The sequence below is a fragment of the Pseudomonas sp. NFACC08-1 genome (assembly GCF_900106735.1).
Taxonomy (GTDB): Bacteria; Pseudomonadota; Gammaproteobacteria; order Pseudomonadales; family Pseudomonadaceae; genus Aquipseudomonas; species Aquipseudomonas fluorescens_Q.
In genome coordinates, this window is the sequence record NZ_FNNL01000005.1 from 338,499 (window position 1) to 351,729 (window position 13,231).

At 62.0% G+C, this 13,231-nt stretch carries 15 protein-coding genes; 3 read left to right on the plus strand and 12 right to left on the minus strand.

The annotated features are described in order from the left end of the window. Positions 1-11 precede the first annotated feature (11 nt). The 3 genes from BLU76_RS13455 (at position 12) to recR (ending at position 2,330) form a co-directional block, all read left to right on the plus strand. Entirely contained in the window at positions 12-350 is a 339-nt protein-coding gene (locus BLU76_RS13455) for a YbaB/EbfC family nucleoid-associated protein (protein ID WP_003183512.1), read from the plus strand. A gap of 276 nt (positions 351-626) precedes the next feature. After that, on the plus strand, positions 627-1,661 hold the full coding sequence (locus BLU76_RS13460; RefSeq protein WP_092223069.1) for an NADP-dependent oxidoreductase: 1,035 nt from the start codon (positions 627-629) through the stop codon (positions 1,659-1,661). 66 nt (positions 1,662-1,727) lie between these two features. Continuing rightward, positions 1,728-2,330: a recombination mediator RecR gene (gene recR / locus BLU76_RS13465; RefSeq protein WP_003199585.1), complete on the plus strand. Its 603-nt coding sequence runs from the start codon at positions 1,728-1,730 to the stop codon at positions 2,328-2,330. A gap of 123 nt (positions 2,331-2,453) precedes the next feature. On the opposite strand, the gene BLU76_RS13470 is transcribed toward recR, so the two are convergent. The 12 genes from BLU76_RS13470 to BLU76_RS13525 form a co-directional block, all read right to left on the minus strand. Next, entirely contained in the window at positions 2,454-3,002 is a 549-nt protein-coding gene (locus tag BLU76_RS13470; protein WP_063322214.1) for an adenine phosphoribosyltransferase, read from the minus strand. A 76-nt stretch (positions 3,003-3,078) separates the two neighbouring features. Then, the gene (fnr, locus tag BLU76_RS13475; protein WP_063322213.1) at positions 3,079-3,813 is read right to left on the minus strand and encodes a fumarate/nitrate reduction transcriptional regulator Fnr; all 735 of its coding nucleotides are present in this window, start codon (positions 3,811-3,813) and stop codon (positions 3,079-3,081) included. A gap of 94 nt (positions 3,814-3,907) precedes the next feature. Continuing rightward, positions 3,908-5,290: an oxygen-independent coproporphyrinogen III oxidase gene (gene hemN, locus BLU76_RS13480; protein WP_092223071.1), complete on the minus strand. Its 1,383-nt coding sequence runs from the start codon at positions 5,288-5,290 to the stop codon at positions 3,908-3,910. 120 nt (positions 5,291-5,410) lie between these two features. Next, positions 5,411-6,094 (minus strand): sulfite exporter TauE/SafE family protein, encoded by a 684-nt coding sequence (locus BLU76_RS13485; RefSeq protein ID WP_063322211.1) that lies wholly within the window; start codon positions 6,092-6,094, stop codon positions 5,411-5,413. Next, the gene (gene ccoS, locus BLU76_RS13490) at positions 6,087-6,305 is read right to left on the minus strand and encodes a cbb3-type cytochrome oxidase assembly protein CcoS (protein WP_063322210.1); all 219 of its coding nucleotides are present in this window, start codon (positions 6,303-6,305) and stop codon (positions 6,087-6,089) included. The genes BLU76_RS13485 and ccoS overlap by 8 nt, the downstream gene beginning before the upstream one ends. Before the next feature lie 24 nt (positions 6,306-6,329). After that, positions 6,330-8,780 carry a heavy metal translocating P-type ATPase gene (locus BLU76_RS13495; RefSeq protein WP_092223072.1) on the minus strand — a complete coding sequence of 817 codons (2,451 nt, stop codon included), beginning with the start codon at positions 8,778-8,780 and terminating at the stop codon, positions 6,330-6,332. Between the two features lie 179 nt (positions 8,781-8,959). Next, a complete protein-coding gene (locus tag BLU76_RS13500) occupies positions 8,960-9,499 on the minus strand; it encodes a FixH family protein (protein ID WP_063322208.1) in 540 nt (179 codons plus the stop codon). 11 nt (positions 9,500-9,510) lie between these two features. Further along, complete coding sequence (ccoG, locus tag BLU76_RS13505; RefSeq protein WP_003199601.1) at positions 9,511-10,926, minus strand: cytochrome c oxidase accessory protein CcoG; 1,416 nt, start codon at positions 10,924-10,926, stop codon at positions 9,511-9,513. Positions 10,927-11,211: 285 nt separating this feature from the next. Continuing rightward, on the minus strand, positions 11,212-11,658 hold the full coding sequence (locus BLU76_RS13510; protein WP_092223073.1) for a type II toxin-antitoxin system VapC family toxin: 447 nt from the start codon (positions 11,656-11,658) through the stop codon (positions 11,212-11,214). Next, positions 11,658-11,912, minus strand: coding sequence for a type II toxin-antitoxin system Phd/YefM family antitoxin (locus BLU76_RS13515; protein ID WP_063322205.1), 255 nt, complete (start codon positions 11,910-11,912; stop codon positions 11,658-11,660). The genes BLU76_RS13510 and BLU76_RS13515 overlap by 1 nt, the downstream gene beginning before the upstream one ends. Positions 11,913-12,059: 147 nt before the next feature. Further along, positions 12,060-13,043, minus strand: coding sequence for a cytochrome-c oxidase, cbb3-type subunit III (gene ccoP, locus BLU76_RS13520; RefSeq protein ID WP_063322204.1), 984 nt, complete (start codon positions 13,041-13,043; stop codon positions 12,060-12,062). Further along, complete coding sequence (locus BLU76_RS13525) at positions 13,040-13,225, minus strand: CcoQ/FixQ family Cbb3-type cytochrome c oxidase assembly chaperone (protein ID WP_003183474.1); 186 nt, start codon at positions 13,223-13,225, stop codon at positions 13,040-13,042. The genes ccoP and BLU76_RS13525 overlap by 4 nt, the downstream gene beginning before the upstream one ends. Positions 13,226-13,231: the final 6 nt, after the last annotated feature.

Genomic DNA, 13,231 nt, shown 5'->3' on the forward strand with positions numbered 1-13,231 from the left:
AGGTGATTCCCATGATGAAAGGTGGCATGGCCGGCCTGATGAAGCAGGCGCAGCAGATGCAGGAAAAAATGGCCAAGATGCAGGAAGAACTGGCCAACGCCGAAGTCACCGGCAAGTCCGGCGGCGACATGGTGACCGTGGTCATGACCGGTCGCCACGACATCAAGCGCGTCAGCATCGACCCAAGCGTGGTCGAAGGCCTGAGCGAAGACGACAAGGAAATGCTCGAAGCCCTGTTCGCCGCCGCCGTCAATGACGCGGTGCGCAAGATCGAAGCCAACAGCCAGGACAAGATGTCTGGCATGACGGCCGGCATGCAACTGCCGCCGGGCATGAAACTGCCGTTCTGATTCGCCATCCCGGTCGGGATGGGCTACACACAATGCCAGGCATCGCGCCTGGCATTTTTGTTTCTGTCATAGGCGCGAGCGGTGGTAGAAATCATACCTGTGGGAGCAAGGCTTGCCCGCGATGAACGATGACGCGCCGCTCCGACACACCGAGGTCTCTGTATCGCGGGCAAGCCTTGCTACCACAGGTGCCCGCTTGAACAAACATCGAACGCCGCCCCCTCGGCAATGGTCTGCTCCCTATACGTGCCACTCAACGATCAAGGAGACGCTTCCATGTCACAAGCATCGACCTCCAACCAGCGCATCGTCCTTGCCTCCCGCCCCCACGGCGCCCCGACCGCGGAGAATTTCCGCCTGGAGCACGTGACGCTGCCGGAGCTGGCGCAAGGGCAGATCCTGCTCAAGACGCAGTTCCTGTCGCTGGACCCTTACATGCGTGGGCGAATGAGTGACGCGCCTTCCTACGCTGCTCCGGTAAAAATCGACGAGGTGATGACCGGTGGCGCCGTCAGCCGCGTGGAGCGCTCGATGCACCCGAAATTCCAGGAGGGTGATCTGGTGGTGGGGGCCACCGGTTGGCAGAGCCACAGCATCAGCGACGGGCGCAACGTGATGCCCATCCCCTCGGGGCTTGCGAGCCCGTCGATGGCCTTGGGTGTGCTGGGCATGCCGGGCATGACCGCTTACATGGGGCTGATGGACATCGGCCAACCCAAGGCCGGGGAGACCCTGGTGGTCGCAGCGGCCTCGGGTGCGGTGGGCTCGGTGGTCGGCCAGGTGGCGAAGATCAAGGGCCTGCGCGTCGTCGGCGTCGCGGGTGGCCGCGAGAAATGCAAGTACGTGGTCGACGAGCTGGGATTTGACGCCTGTGTCGATCACAAGAGCGCACGTTTTGCCGAGGAGCTGGCGCAGGCTTGCGACAAGGGCATCGACATCTATTACGAAAACGTCGGTGGCAAGGTTTTCGATGCCGTCGTGCCGCTGCTCAACGCCAAGGCGCGAATCCCGCTTTGTGGCCTGATCGCTTCCTACAACGATCATCAAGCGCCGAGCGGCCCGGATCGCTTGCCGCAGTTGCAGCGCACGTTGCTTAACAAGCGCGTGCGGATCCAGGGGTTTATTGTGTTCGATGACTACGGCGACCGTCAGCCCGAGTTCATCAGTGCCATGGCCCCTTGGGTGCGCGATGGCAAGGTCAAGTTCCGTGAAGACCTGGTCGATGGCCTTGAGAATGCGCCACAGGCGTTTATCGGGTTGTTGGAGGGGCGCAACTTTGGCAAGTTGGTGGTGCGGGTCGCGCAGGATTGAGTATTTGACGCTAATCGGAGGCGCGGGTATAAACCGCGTCTCGTTGTTATGTCGGACATTTCCTCCATGAGCTTCAGCCCTTTGATTCGCCAACTGATCGATGCCCTGCGAACGTTGCCGGGTGTAGGTCAGAAAACTGCCCAGCGCATGGCGTTGCAATTGCTCGAGCGTGATCGCAGCGGCGGTTCGCGCCTGGCCCAGGCCCTGAGCCAGGCCATGGAAGGCGTAGGGCATTGCCGGTTATGCCGCACCCTCACCGAAGACGATCTCTGTCCACAATGTGCCGATCCGCGTCGGGACGACAGCCTGCTTTGCGTGGTGGAAGGGCCGATGGATGTGTATGCGGTAGAGCAGACCGGTTTTCGTGGCCGTTATTTCGTGCTCAAGGGCCATTTGTCACCGCTCGACGGCTTGGGGCCTGAAGCCATCGGCATTCCACAGTTGATCGCGCGGATCGAAGAGGCGGGTACGTTCACGGAAGTCATTCTCGCTACGAACCCGACGGTCGAAGGCGAAGCCACCGCCCATTACATTGCCCAACTGCTCAACAACAAAGGCTTGATCGCCTCGCGCATCGCCCACGGCGTGCCGCTGGGTGGGGAGCTTGAGTTGGTGGATGGCGGGACGCTGGCGCATTCGTTTGCCGGGCGCAAGCCGATCGCGTTGTAGCCGCTACACAGTACCTGTGGGAGCGAGCTTGCTCGCGATAGCGGTGGATCAGTCAATATCCATGCGACTGATAAATCGCCATCGAGCAAGCTCGCTCCCACAGGTTCGATTGTTGCCTGCCAATTACCTTTCGCTGAGCGAGAACTGCGTCAGGCAGAACGTGGGAATCCCCATGTCTTCCAGGCGCTGGGAGCCGAGCAGCTCCGGCAGGTCGATGATCGCCGCGGCTTCGTGGACCTTGGCGCCCATACGGCGGATCAGGTTGGCAGCGGCGATCAGCGTGCCGCCAGTGGCAATCAGGTCATCGAACATCACCACCGAATCACCCTCGCACAAGCTATCGGCGTGCACTTCAAGGAAGGCTTCGCCGTATTCGGTCTGGTAACCCTCGGCCAGCACATCGGCCGGCAGCTTGCCTTGCTTGCGAAACAAGATCAGCGGCTTGTTCAACTGATAGGCCAGGATCGAGCCAATCAGGAAACCCCGCGCATCCATCGCGCCAATGTGAGTGAACTCGGCCTCGACGTACCGGTGGGCGAAACTGTCCATGACCAGGCGCAGGGCGGTCGGGGATTGGAAGAGTGGGGTAATGTCGCGAAAGATCACGCCGGGCTTGGGGAAATCGATCACGGGGCGGATCAGGGATTTGATATCGAAGGAGTCGAAGACCATCGTGGAGGTGTCCTGGCAGGGCTGCAAACGCGGCAGTATAGCGCGGCGAGGCAAATCCCTCAGCCGCGCAGGTTCATCAGCCGTCGATCGAGCCGCCGGCCAGGGCGCAGAGCTGGATCGGGTCGAGAATGTGGATTTCCTTGCCTTCGGCGGCAATCAACTCGTTCTGTTGGAAGCGGGTGAACACCCGGGACACGGTTTCCACCGCCAGGCCCAGGTAGTTGCCGATTTCGTTGCGCGACATGCTCAAGCGGAACTGGTTGGCCGAGAACCCACGAGCGCGGAAGCGTGCCGAGAGGTTGACCAGGAATGTGGCGATACGCTCGTCGGCGGTTTTTTTCGAGAGCAGCAGCATCATCTGCTGATCGTCACGGATTTCCCGGCTCATGACCCGCATCAACTGGCGGCGCAGTTGCGGCAGCTGTATGGCCAGCTCGTCCAGGCGATCGAAGGGAATTTCGCACACCGAGGTGGTTTCCAGCGCCTGGGCCGAGACCGGGTGGGACTCGGTGTCCATGCCGGACAGGCCCACCAGTTCGCTGGGCAGGTGGAAGCCGGTGAGCTGTTCTTCGCCGCCATCGCTCAGGTTAAAGGTCTTCAAGGCGCCCGAGCGCACGGCGTAGACAGAGTCGAAGGCGTCGCCCTGGCGAAACAGGAACTCGCCTTTTTTCAACGGTCGGCCCCGTTTGACGATGTCGTCCAGCGCGTCCATGTCCTCAAGGTTCAGCGAAAGCGGCAGGCAGAGGGGGGCCAGGCTGCAATCCTTGCAATGGGCCTGGTTGTGGGCGCGCAGTTTGACTGGCTCGGACATTTCTTAAATCCTTGTGGGAAATCACGCATAAGGCGTAAGGGTACCCCAGAGATGGCACTCCGGCCAGTGCGGTTTCGTCGTCAAATTGTCGCGCTCAAATAACGCGGGAGAAGCGCTGTCGGTTGTGCTGCTCCAAGTAGGCATCGAACACCATGCACACGGACCGAACCAGCAGGCGCCCGGCGGGCAATACCCGGATGTGGGTGTCATCCAGCTCGATCAGCCCATCCGCGGCCATGGCCCGCAATTGCGGCCATTGCGGGGCGAAGTAACCGCGAAAATCGATGTTGAAGGTTTGCTCGATCTCGGCGAAGGGCAGGTGGAAATGGCAGATCAATTGCTGGATCACCGCGCGCCGCAGCCGGTCGTCAGCGTTGCAGATCAGCCCGCGACTGGTCGCCAGTTGCCCGTCGGCGAGGGTGTTCTGGTAATGGCTCAGATCACTGCTGTTCTGGCAGTACAAATCGCCGATCTGGCTGATGGCTGACACGCCAAGGCCGATCAGGTCGCAATGGCCATGGGTGGTGTAGCCCTGGAAGTTGCGCTGCAACGTAGCCTCTTCCTGAGCGATTGCCAGTTCGTCGTCGGGCAGGGCGAAGTGGTCCATGCCGACATAGCGGTAACCGGCGGTGGTCAGTTGTTCGATGGTGCCTTGCAGCATTGCCAGTTTCTGCTCCGGGGTCGGCAAGTCCTGGCTGTTGATGCGCCGCTGGGGCATGAAGCGTTCCGGCAGGTGGGCGTAGTTGAACACCGAGAGCCGGTCCGGTTGCAGATGGATGACTTCCTGGACCGTGCGGGCGAAGTTTTCCGGGGTCTGCTTGGGCAGCCCATAAATCAGATCAATATTGATCGAACGGAACTGCAAGGTCCGGGCGGCTTCGACCACTGCGCGGGTTTCCTCGAGACTTTGCAGGCGATTGACGGCCCGCTGCACCGCTGGATCAAGGTCTTGCAGGCCGATACTGACCCGGTTGAAACCCAGTTCGCGCAACAGGCCCATGGTCGACCAGTCGGCTTCCCTGGGGTCGATTTCGATGCCGTAGTCACCGGAATCGTCGTCCAGCAGGTTCAGGTGCAGGCGCAGCTTGGCCATCAGTTGGCGCAGTTCGTCGTGGCTGAGGAACGTCGGGGTACCGCCGCCAAAGTGCAACTGTTCCACGCGCTGGGTGGGGTTCAGGTGACAGCCGATCAGTTGGATTTCCTGCTCCAGGCGTTGCAGGTAGGCGTGGGCACGACCGCGGTCCTTGGTGATGACTTTGTTGCAGGCGCAGTAGTAGCAAATGTTCGCGCAGAACGGTATGTGCACGTACAGCGACAACGGCCGCAGGGCCTTGCGGCTGTCGCGCAGGGCATGGAGCAGGTCGAAGATGCCCACCTGGCTGCCGAACTGCGCTGCAGTGGGGTACGAGGTGTAGCGTGGTCCCGCCAGGTCGTAACGGCGGATAAGATTTGAGTCCCAACAAATGGTGTCGAGCATGCGGGCATTCCCCGGATAGACTGGCATGGGGCGAGTCTAGGGGCGCGAGGGGGTGGCCGTTTTGATTTGCGTCAACGGGGCATTGGGAGTTGTCGATGCTCGCGATTGGGGGCGACTTGGTCAATGGCCCATGAGCCAATGTTGATGTGGCCCCGGCAGTGTCCATGCGCCGAAAATAATCACCAACAAGCCACCGGCCATGCGCACGCTGCGTTTGCGCAGCAGGGCGGTGACGCGTTCGGCGGCCAGGCCCGTGGCGAGCAGCACCGGCCAGGTGCCCAGGCCGAAGGCGAGCATGAGCAACGCGCTGTCCAGTGCATTGCCCTGGCTGGCGGACCACAACAGGGTGCTGTAGACCAGGCCGCACGGCAGCCAGCCCCATAGCGCACCGAGCAGCAAGGCCCGGGGCAGGCTCGACACGGGCAGCAAACGGTTGGCGACGGGTTGGATGTGCCGCCACAGGCCGCGACCGATGCTTTCGATGCGGGTCAGGCCGCTCCACCAGCCCGCCAAGTACAAGCCCATGGCAATCAACAGCAAGCCGGCCAGCACCCGCATGATCATCGCCGCCGGGCTGTTGGACACCGCCCAACCGGCCAGGCCGATCAGCAACCCGGCGGTGGCGTAGCTCAGGATCCGCCCCAGGTTGTACGCCAGCAGCAACCGAAAGCGCCGGCTGCGCTGTTCCTTGGGAATCGCCAGGGTCAGGGCGCCCATCAGGCCGCCGCACATGCCCAGGCAGTGTCCGCCGCCGAGCAGGCCAAGGATGACCGCCGAAACCAACAGGGGTGCCAGGTCAAGCATGGGGCCCAGCCTTGTCGTCCGGCTTGCGGGCCTCGCCACTGGCTTCGTCCACCGCCGCCTTGTGGTTCGGGTCCTGATCGTCGAACAGAATGCTGTGGGCCGGACCGTCGAGGTCGTCGTACTGGCCGCTGTCCACGGCCCAGAAGAAAATGTACACAGCGATGGCCACGATCAGCAGCGCGGCCGGGATCATCACGTAGAGAGCTGGCATGTCGGAACTCCATGCCCGTGCGGCTCAGGCCGACAGCGGGCGGGTATCGGGCGTGGTGTCGAAAACCTGCGTCTTGGGCTGACGTGTCAGCCTCAGCGCATTCAACACGACGGTCAACGAACTGATGGACATGCCGACCGCCGCCCACACCGGCGTAATCCAGCCGAGGGCGGCGAACGGCAACATGAGGCCATTGTACAGCCCGGCCCACACCAGGTTCTCGATGATCACACGGCGGGTGCGTCGGGCCAGGCTGAAGGCGTGGATCAGGGCGTCGAGGCGGTTGGACAGCAGCACCGCGTCGGCGCTGGTCTTGGCCAGGTCGGTGGCCGAGCCCATGGCGACACTGATGTCCGCCGCCGCCAGCACGGGCACGTCGTTCACGCCATCGCCGAGCATCAGTACCTTGCGGCCCTGTTGATGCAACTGCTGCAACACGGCCAGTTTGTCGTCCGGGCGCAGCCCGCCGCGAGCCTCATCGATGCCCAGCTCGGCGGCGACGCTGGCAACCATGGGCGAACTGTCACCCGACAACAGCAGCGTCCGCCAGCCCCGTGCCTTGCAGGCCGCCAGCAGTGCCGGGGCATCGACGCGCAAGCGGTCATCGAGGACGAACCAGGCCAGGGGCCCGATCTCATCGCCCAGCAATAGCCATTGCCCGGGTTCGTCCGGCATTTGCGGTACGGCGACGCCACTCAGTTCGCAGACGAAACCGGGCTGGCCGATGCGCAGGCGCTGTTCGGTCACCAAACCTTCCAGCCCCAGCCCCGGGGTGCTTTGCACCTGTTCGGCGGCCAATGGCGCGCGGCCGAAGGCGCGGGCGATAGGGTGTTCGGAGCGGTTTTCCAGGGCGGCGGCCAAGCCCAGGCATTGATCACTGTCGAGGGCCGCCAATGGCCGAATGGCGCGCAACGCCAGGCGGCCTTCGGTGAGGGTACCGGTCTTGTCGAAAATTACCGTGTCGATCTGGTTCAGGCCTTCCAGCACATGACCGCGCGTCAGCAGCAGACCGAGTTTGTGCAGGGTGCCGGTGGCGGCGGTGAGGGCGGTCGGCGTGGCGAGGGACAACGCGCAAGGGCAGGTGGCGACCAGCATCGCCAGGACGATCCAGAACGCGCGCGAAGCGTCCAGTTGCCACCACACCAGCCCGATGACGGCAGCGGCGATCAAGGAGAACAGCAAGAACCATTGGGCCGCGCGGTCGGCGATTTCCGCCAGCCGTGGCTTTTCGGCCTGGGCCCGCTCCAGCAGCCGCACGATGGCCGACAATCGGGTGTCTTGCCCGAGGGCCAGCACCTCGACCGTCAAGGCCCCTTCGACGTTCAGCGTGCCGGCGGTGACCGCGTCGCCCACCTGGCGAGGTTGTGGCAGGTATTCACCGGTCAGCAGCGATTCGTCGATGCTGGACTGGCCATCCAGGATCCTGCCATCGGCCGGCAGCACCGCGCCTGGATGCACCAATACCCGATCGCCGGTGCGCAACTCGCTGAGCAGGATGCGTTCGCTCTGGCCGTTGTCTTCCAGGCGCAGGCACGAGGCCGGCAACAGATTGACCAGTTGGGCGGTGGCGGCAGCGGTACGCTCCCGGGCCCGGCGTTCCAGGTAACGGCCGGCCAACAGGAAGAGGGCAAACATGCCTACGGCGTCGAAGTACAACTCGCCGACCCCGGTAATTGACGTCCAGATCCCGGCAACGTAGGCGCTGCCGATGGCCAGGGACACGGAAACGTCCATGGTCAGGTGGCGGGTGCGCAGGTCGCGCATGGCGCCTTTGAATAACGGCGCGCAGCTATAGAAGACGATGGGCGTGGTGAGGAACAGGGCAACCCAGCGCAGGATGGTGTGCATCTCCGGGCTCAGGTCGATGTTGAATTCCGGCCAGGTGGCCATGGTTGCCATCATCGCCTGGAACCACAACAGACCGGCCACACCCAATTGGCGCAGGGCCAGGCGGTTTTGTGCGGCGAGTTGTTCACAGGCCTGGTCGGCCTGGTACGGGTGGGCGACATAGCCGATCTGGCGCAATTCGGTGAGCAGCGTGCTCAGCGGCAGTTGAGCGTCGGCCCAACGTACATGCAGGCGATGATTGGACAGGTTCAACCGCGCCTCGGCCACGGCCGGCAGGCTGCGTAATTGCTTTTCGATCAACCAGCCGCAGGCGGCGCAACTGATGCCTTCCATCAACAGGGTGGTTTCGGCCAGTTCGCCTTCATGGCGCACGAATGATTGCTGCACGTCTGGGCGATCGTACAGTGTCAGTTCATCGGTCAACTGGACGGGCAGGGATTCGGGGTTGGCCGACGCTTCGCTGCGATGCTGGTAATAACTTTCCAGGCCACCGGCGACAATGGCCTCGGCCACCGCCTGGCAGCCCGGGCAGCACAGCTCGCGGGTTTCACCGAGGACAACGGCGGTGAAGCGACTGCCAGGGGGGACGGGCAGGGCGCAGTGGTAGCAGGGCTGTGGAGTGGTCATGGTTGTCGCATGAAGGCCTTTTTGGCTGGGGCGTTTGCTGGTTTATGGGCGCTGTTGTGGCGAGGGAGCTTGCTCCCGCTCGGCTGCGTAGCAGTCGTAATCGGGTGAGCCGGTCATACGACGAACGGGGCCGCTTCGCGACCCAGCGGGAGCAAGCTCCCTCGCCACAGAGAAGCGATTTACTGCTTCAGGTCTTCAGCGCCTTGCAGCGGTTCATCGCCGAGCAGGAGGTCCTGGCCGTGATTGATCTGCTCTTCTTCGAACAGGCGCCAGGTCTTGTCGTTCTCCACCCCCAGCAATTCGACAAAGCGCCGGCCTTCGATCTTGTCCGCCAACTGACCGACGTAGCGCCCTGGTTCACTGTCGTTGCGTGTCAGGACGATCTTGCGGTCCTTCTCCGGTTGGGTCGGCGAGATCAGGCTCAGTTCCAGGGTCTGGGGACGGCTGTTGCCGTTCAGGCGCAGGTTCACCTCACCGGTGAGTTCGTCCAGTTGCACGTTGGCACGCAGTTGCAGGGTCTGGGCCAGCAATTCGCGCTCCAGCGAGCGGTTGATGCCCTTGCCGGCTTCATAATAATTGTCGTTGACCAGGTTGTCCGGGTTCTTCACCGCAATGGTCACCATCGTCAGGCTCAGTGTCACCGAGCAGGTCAGGATCGCGATGATGATCCACGGCCAGAGGTGCTTGTACCAAGGGCTGGTGGCGGTTGCTGCAGGCATGTTCAGTTCTCTCAACGAGTTTGTGGGCCGATGAACCGGCTCTTGGCTTCGACATGTACGCTTTCGTCATCGGCGTCCTTGAGGATGAAGGTCACCTCGTTGGTGCTCGATGGCAGTTGTTCCGGTGCGCTGGACAGCTCGACCGGCTGGCTGTAGATCTCGCCGGCCGCGACCTTGATTTCCCGACGGCCTTGCAACTTGAGGTCGGGCAGGCCGGCGGCTTCCAGGACGTACGTATGGTCGCGTTGGTCTTTGTTCATGATCTTCAGGCTGTAGACGTTCTCGATCCGGCCTTCGGCGTTTTCGCGGTAGAGCACGCGGTCCTTGCTGACGTCGAAACCCACCAGCGAGCGCATGAAGAACGCCGCCGCCAACAGGCTCATCATGGTCAGCAGCACCAGGGCATAACCGATCAGGCGCGGGCGCAGTTTATGGGTTTTCTGCCCTGAAAGGTTGTGTTCGGTGGTGTAGCTGATCAGGCCGCGTGGATAATCCATTTTGTCCATGATGTTGTCGCAGGCATCGATGCAGGCCGCGCAGCCGATGCACTCGATCTGCAGGCCGTCGCGGATGTCGATGCCGGTAGGGCAGACCTGGACGCACATGGTGCAGTCGATGCAATCCCCCAGGCCCAGGGCTTTGTAGTCAACGCCCTTCTTGCGCGGGCCACGGCTTTCGCCACGACGCGGGTCGTAGGAAACGATCAAGGTGTCCTTGTCGAACATCACGCTCTGGAAGCGTGCGTACGGGCACATGTAGATACACACTTGCTCACGCAGCCAGCCAGCGTTGCCGTAGGTGGCGAGGGTGAAGAAACCCACCCAGAAATACGACCAGCCATCGGCCTGGCCGGTAAAGAACTCGAACACCAGTTCGCGGATTGGCGTGAAGTAACCAACAAAGGTCATGCCGGTGACGAAACCGATCAGCAGCCACAGGCTGTGCTTGGCGAGCTTGCGCAGGAATTTGTTGGCGCCCATGGGGGCCTTGTCGAGCTTGATGCGCTGGTTGCGGTCGCCTTCGGTGACTTTTTCGCACCACATGAAGATCCAGGTCCACACGCTCTGTGGGCAGGTGTAGCCACACCACACGCGTCCTGCATAGACTGTGATGAAAAACAGGCCAAAGGCGGCAATGATCAACATCCCGGACAGCAGGATGAAATCCTGGGGCCAGAAGGTGGCGCCGAAAATAAAGAATTTGCGCTCCGGCAGGTTCCACCAGACGGCCTGATGGCCACCCCAGTTCAGCCAGACCGTACCAAAATACAGCAGGAACAATAGCGCGCCGCCAGCCATTCGCAGGTTGCGGAACAGGCCAGTGAAGGCACGGGTGTAGATTTTTTCCCGAGAGGCATACAGGTCGACGCTTTTGTTCGCGTCCTTGGCAGGCGGGGTGACGTCATGTACCGGAATCTGGTTGCTCATCAAATGCATCCCACGGCAGTGGAAAAGTGCCGTGGCCAGTACGTGCTAACCACGGTCAGAAAGGGTGTTGCGGTGGCGCAATGATACGCCTGTCGCTCTAGCCCAAGGGTGCGACCTTTGGTCGCGTTGGGGATGAGGGCACAATGGTGTAGCGGGATGTAACAAGTCTTGACCCAGGTCAATTGACTATAGACATTCCATGGCACTGGAGAAAAACGAAAGGGCCTGCTGACTCATTCAGCAGACCCTTTCGGATTGGCTTGGTGCGGCTACCATGGGTCGACGTTACCCAGTGCGCGGTTCGCCTGTCGCGAGGAGGCTTTGGTTGGACCACGGATCAAGCAACGCCACGCCGCTGCCTCGGAAATCAGTCACATTGCGGGTGACTACGGTCAGCCCATGAACCAGCGCGGTGGCGGCAATCAATGCATCGCATTCATTGCTGCGAACCAGAACGTGCAGGCGAGCGCAGCGCAGCGCAACGGCGCGGTCGACCGCCAGGATTCTGCCGGCGAATGCGGGCATGACATGGTTGTCCAGCCATGCGCGCAGACGGCTGCCTTGCGCCGGGTCTTTGCGTTCGAAGCGCAACACGCCGGTTTCCAGTTCCAATACGGTAATTGCCGAGAGGTAAAGGCTGGGGGCGGGCACGCTACGCGCCCAAGCCAGTACGTTTTTATCGGCCTGAGGCTTACGCAGTTCCGAGATGACGTTAGTGTCGAGCAGGTACATCAGGACAGGTCCACCGAACGAGGAGAGATGACGGCACGTTCGGTATCGAAATCAATATCCGGCGTGTCGGGCATGACCAGCAATTCGACAATGCTGGTGCCGATGCCGGTCAGTTTCTGGTACTCCTCAATGCTTAGCAGCACATGGGCCGGCTTGCCACGGTCGGTGATGATGACCGGCCCCTGGCGGGTGGCTTTTTTGGCACCACTTGTGTCGTGGTTGAATTCGCGGCTGGAAATAGTGGTGATGGACATGGCGGCGTCCTCGAGAAAACTGAATGTAGGCACGTTACTACCGTCGTTGATTGCGGGCAAGATAAAACCATTGCCCTGTCGCACCGGCAAACAAAAAGGCCCCGTCAACCTGGGTTGACGGGGCCTTGGGGGCATCAGGCGCTGGCTTTACTGGGCGTCAGCCGCAGGAGCCTTTTCGCCGTGAGACAGGCTGTAGACGTAGGCGGCCAGCAAATGGACCTTGTCGTTGCCTTGCAAGTCGGCCTGGGCCGGCATCTGGCCCTGGCGACCGTAGCGGATGGTCTGCTGCAACTGAGCGAAGCTCGAACCGTAGATGAAACCGGCCGGGTGCGTCAGGTCAGGTGCGCCCATGGCTGGCGTGCCTTTGCCAGCAGGGCCGTGGCAGGCCACGCAGTTGGCGGCAAAGAGTTTCTGCCCATTGGCTGGATCGGCCTTGGCGCCTTCCGGCAGTTTGCGGCTGTGCAGGCTGGTCACCAGGTAAGCGGCCACGTCGGCCACGCCTTGCTCGCCGACCACGGCAGCCCAGCCCGGCATCACGGCGTGACGACCGCCCATGATGGTGGTCTTGATGGTTTCCGGCTCACCGCCCCAGCGCCAGTCGGCGTCGGTCAGGTTAGGGAAGCCATAGGCGCCCTTGGCATCGGAACCGTGGCAGACCGAGCAGTTGGAGGCGAACAGGCGGCCACCCATCTTCAGGGCTTGTGGGTCCTTGGCGACTTCTTCAATCGGCATGGAGGCGAACTTGGCGAAGATCGGACCGAACTTGGCGTCCGAACGTGCCATTTCCTTTTCCCACTCATGGACGCCCGTCCAGCCGGTCTGGCCGTTGGCGAAGGCGGTCTGCTTTTCGGTGTCCAGGTAGTTGTAGCCTGGCAGCAGGCCCTTCCAGTTGCCCAGGCCTGGGTAGAGCACCAGGTAACCGAGGGCGAACACGATGGTGCCCACGAACAGCATGAACCACCATTTCGGCAGTGGGTTGTCGTACTCCTCGATCCCGTCGAACGAGTGGCCGACGGTCTCGTCCGTCTGCTCGGCGCGCTGGCCCTTGCGGGTCGACAGCAGCAGCCAGGTCAGGGAGAAGATCGTTCCCAGGCTGAGGACTGTGACGTACAGACTCCAGAATGTAGTCATTCTTTGTTACTCCTAGAAGCTTGCTCGACGTGCTTGATGGCTTCGGGATCATCCGCGAACGGCAGCAAGGTCGCGTCGTCAAACTCCGACTTGCGCTTGGGGCTGAACACCCACAGGGCCAGACCGATGAAGGCCACCATCACGACGACGGTGCCCAGGCCGCGAATCATCCCGATATCCATAAAGAA

Bases quoted from the DNA above. Each gene is read 5' to 3' on its own strand.
- BLU76_RS13510 (WP_092223073.1), bottom strand. From the start codon at position 11,658: ATGTACCTGCTCGACACTAACGTCATCTCGGAACTGCGTAAGCCTCAG.
- BLU76_RS13500 (WP_063322208.1), bottom strand. From the start codon at position 9,499: ATGCCTGCAGCAACCGCCACCAGCCCTTGGTACAAGCACCTCTGGCCG.
- ccoP (WP_063322204.1), bottom strand. From the start codon at position 13,043: ATGACTACATTCTGGAGTCTGTACGTCACAGTCCTCAGCCTGGGAACG.
- BLU76_RS13470 (WP_063322214.1), bottom strand. From the start codon at position 3,002: ATGGTCTTCGACTCCTTCGATATCAAATCCCTGATCCGCCCCGTGATC.
- hemN (WP_092223071.1), bottom strand. From the start codon at position 5,290: ATGCTCGACACCATTTGTTGGGACTCAAATCTTATCCGCCGTTACGAC.
- BLU76_RS13525 (WP_003183474.1), bottom strand. From the start codon at position 13,225: ATGGATATCGGGATGATTCGCGGCCTGGGCACCGTCGTCGTGATGGTG.
- recR (WP_003199585.1), top strand. From the start codon at position 1,728: ATGAGCTTCAGCCCTTTGATTCGCCAACTGATCGATGCCCTGCGAACG.
- BLU76_RS13460 (WP_092223069.1), top strand. From the start codon at position 627: ATGTCACAAGCATCGACCTCCAACCAGCGCATCGTCCTTGCCTCCCGC.
- ccoS (WP_063322210.1), bottom strand. From the start codon at position 6,305: ATGCCAGCTCTCTACGTGATGATCCCGGCCGCGCTGCTGATCGTGGCC.
- ccoG (WP_003199601.1), bottom strand. From the start codon at position 10,926: ATGAGCAACCAGATTCCGGTACATGACGTCACCCCGCCTGCCAAGGAC.
- fnr (WP_063322213.1), bottom strand. From the start codon at position 3,813: ATGTCCGAGCCAGTCAAACTGCGCGCCCACAACCAGGCCCATTGCAAG.
- BLU76_RS13495 (WP_092223072.1), bottom strand. From the start codon at position 8,780: ATGACCACTCCACAGCCCTGCTACCACTGCGCCCTGCCCGTCCCCCCT.
- BLU76_RS13455 (WP_003183512.1), top strand. From the start codon at position 12: ATGATGAAAGGTGGCATGGCCGGCCTGATGAAGCAGGCGCAGCAGATG.
- BLU76_RS13485 (WP_063322211.1), bottom strand. From the start codon at position 6,094: ATGCTTGACCTGGCACCCCTGTTGGTTTCGGCGGTCATCCTTGGCCTG.
- BLU76_RS13515 (WP_063322205.1), bottom strand. From the start codon at position 11,912: ATGTCCATCACCACTATTTCCAGCCGCGAATTCAACCACGACACAAGT.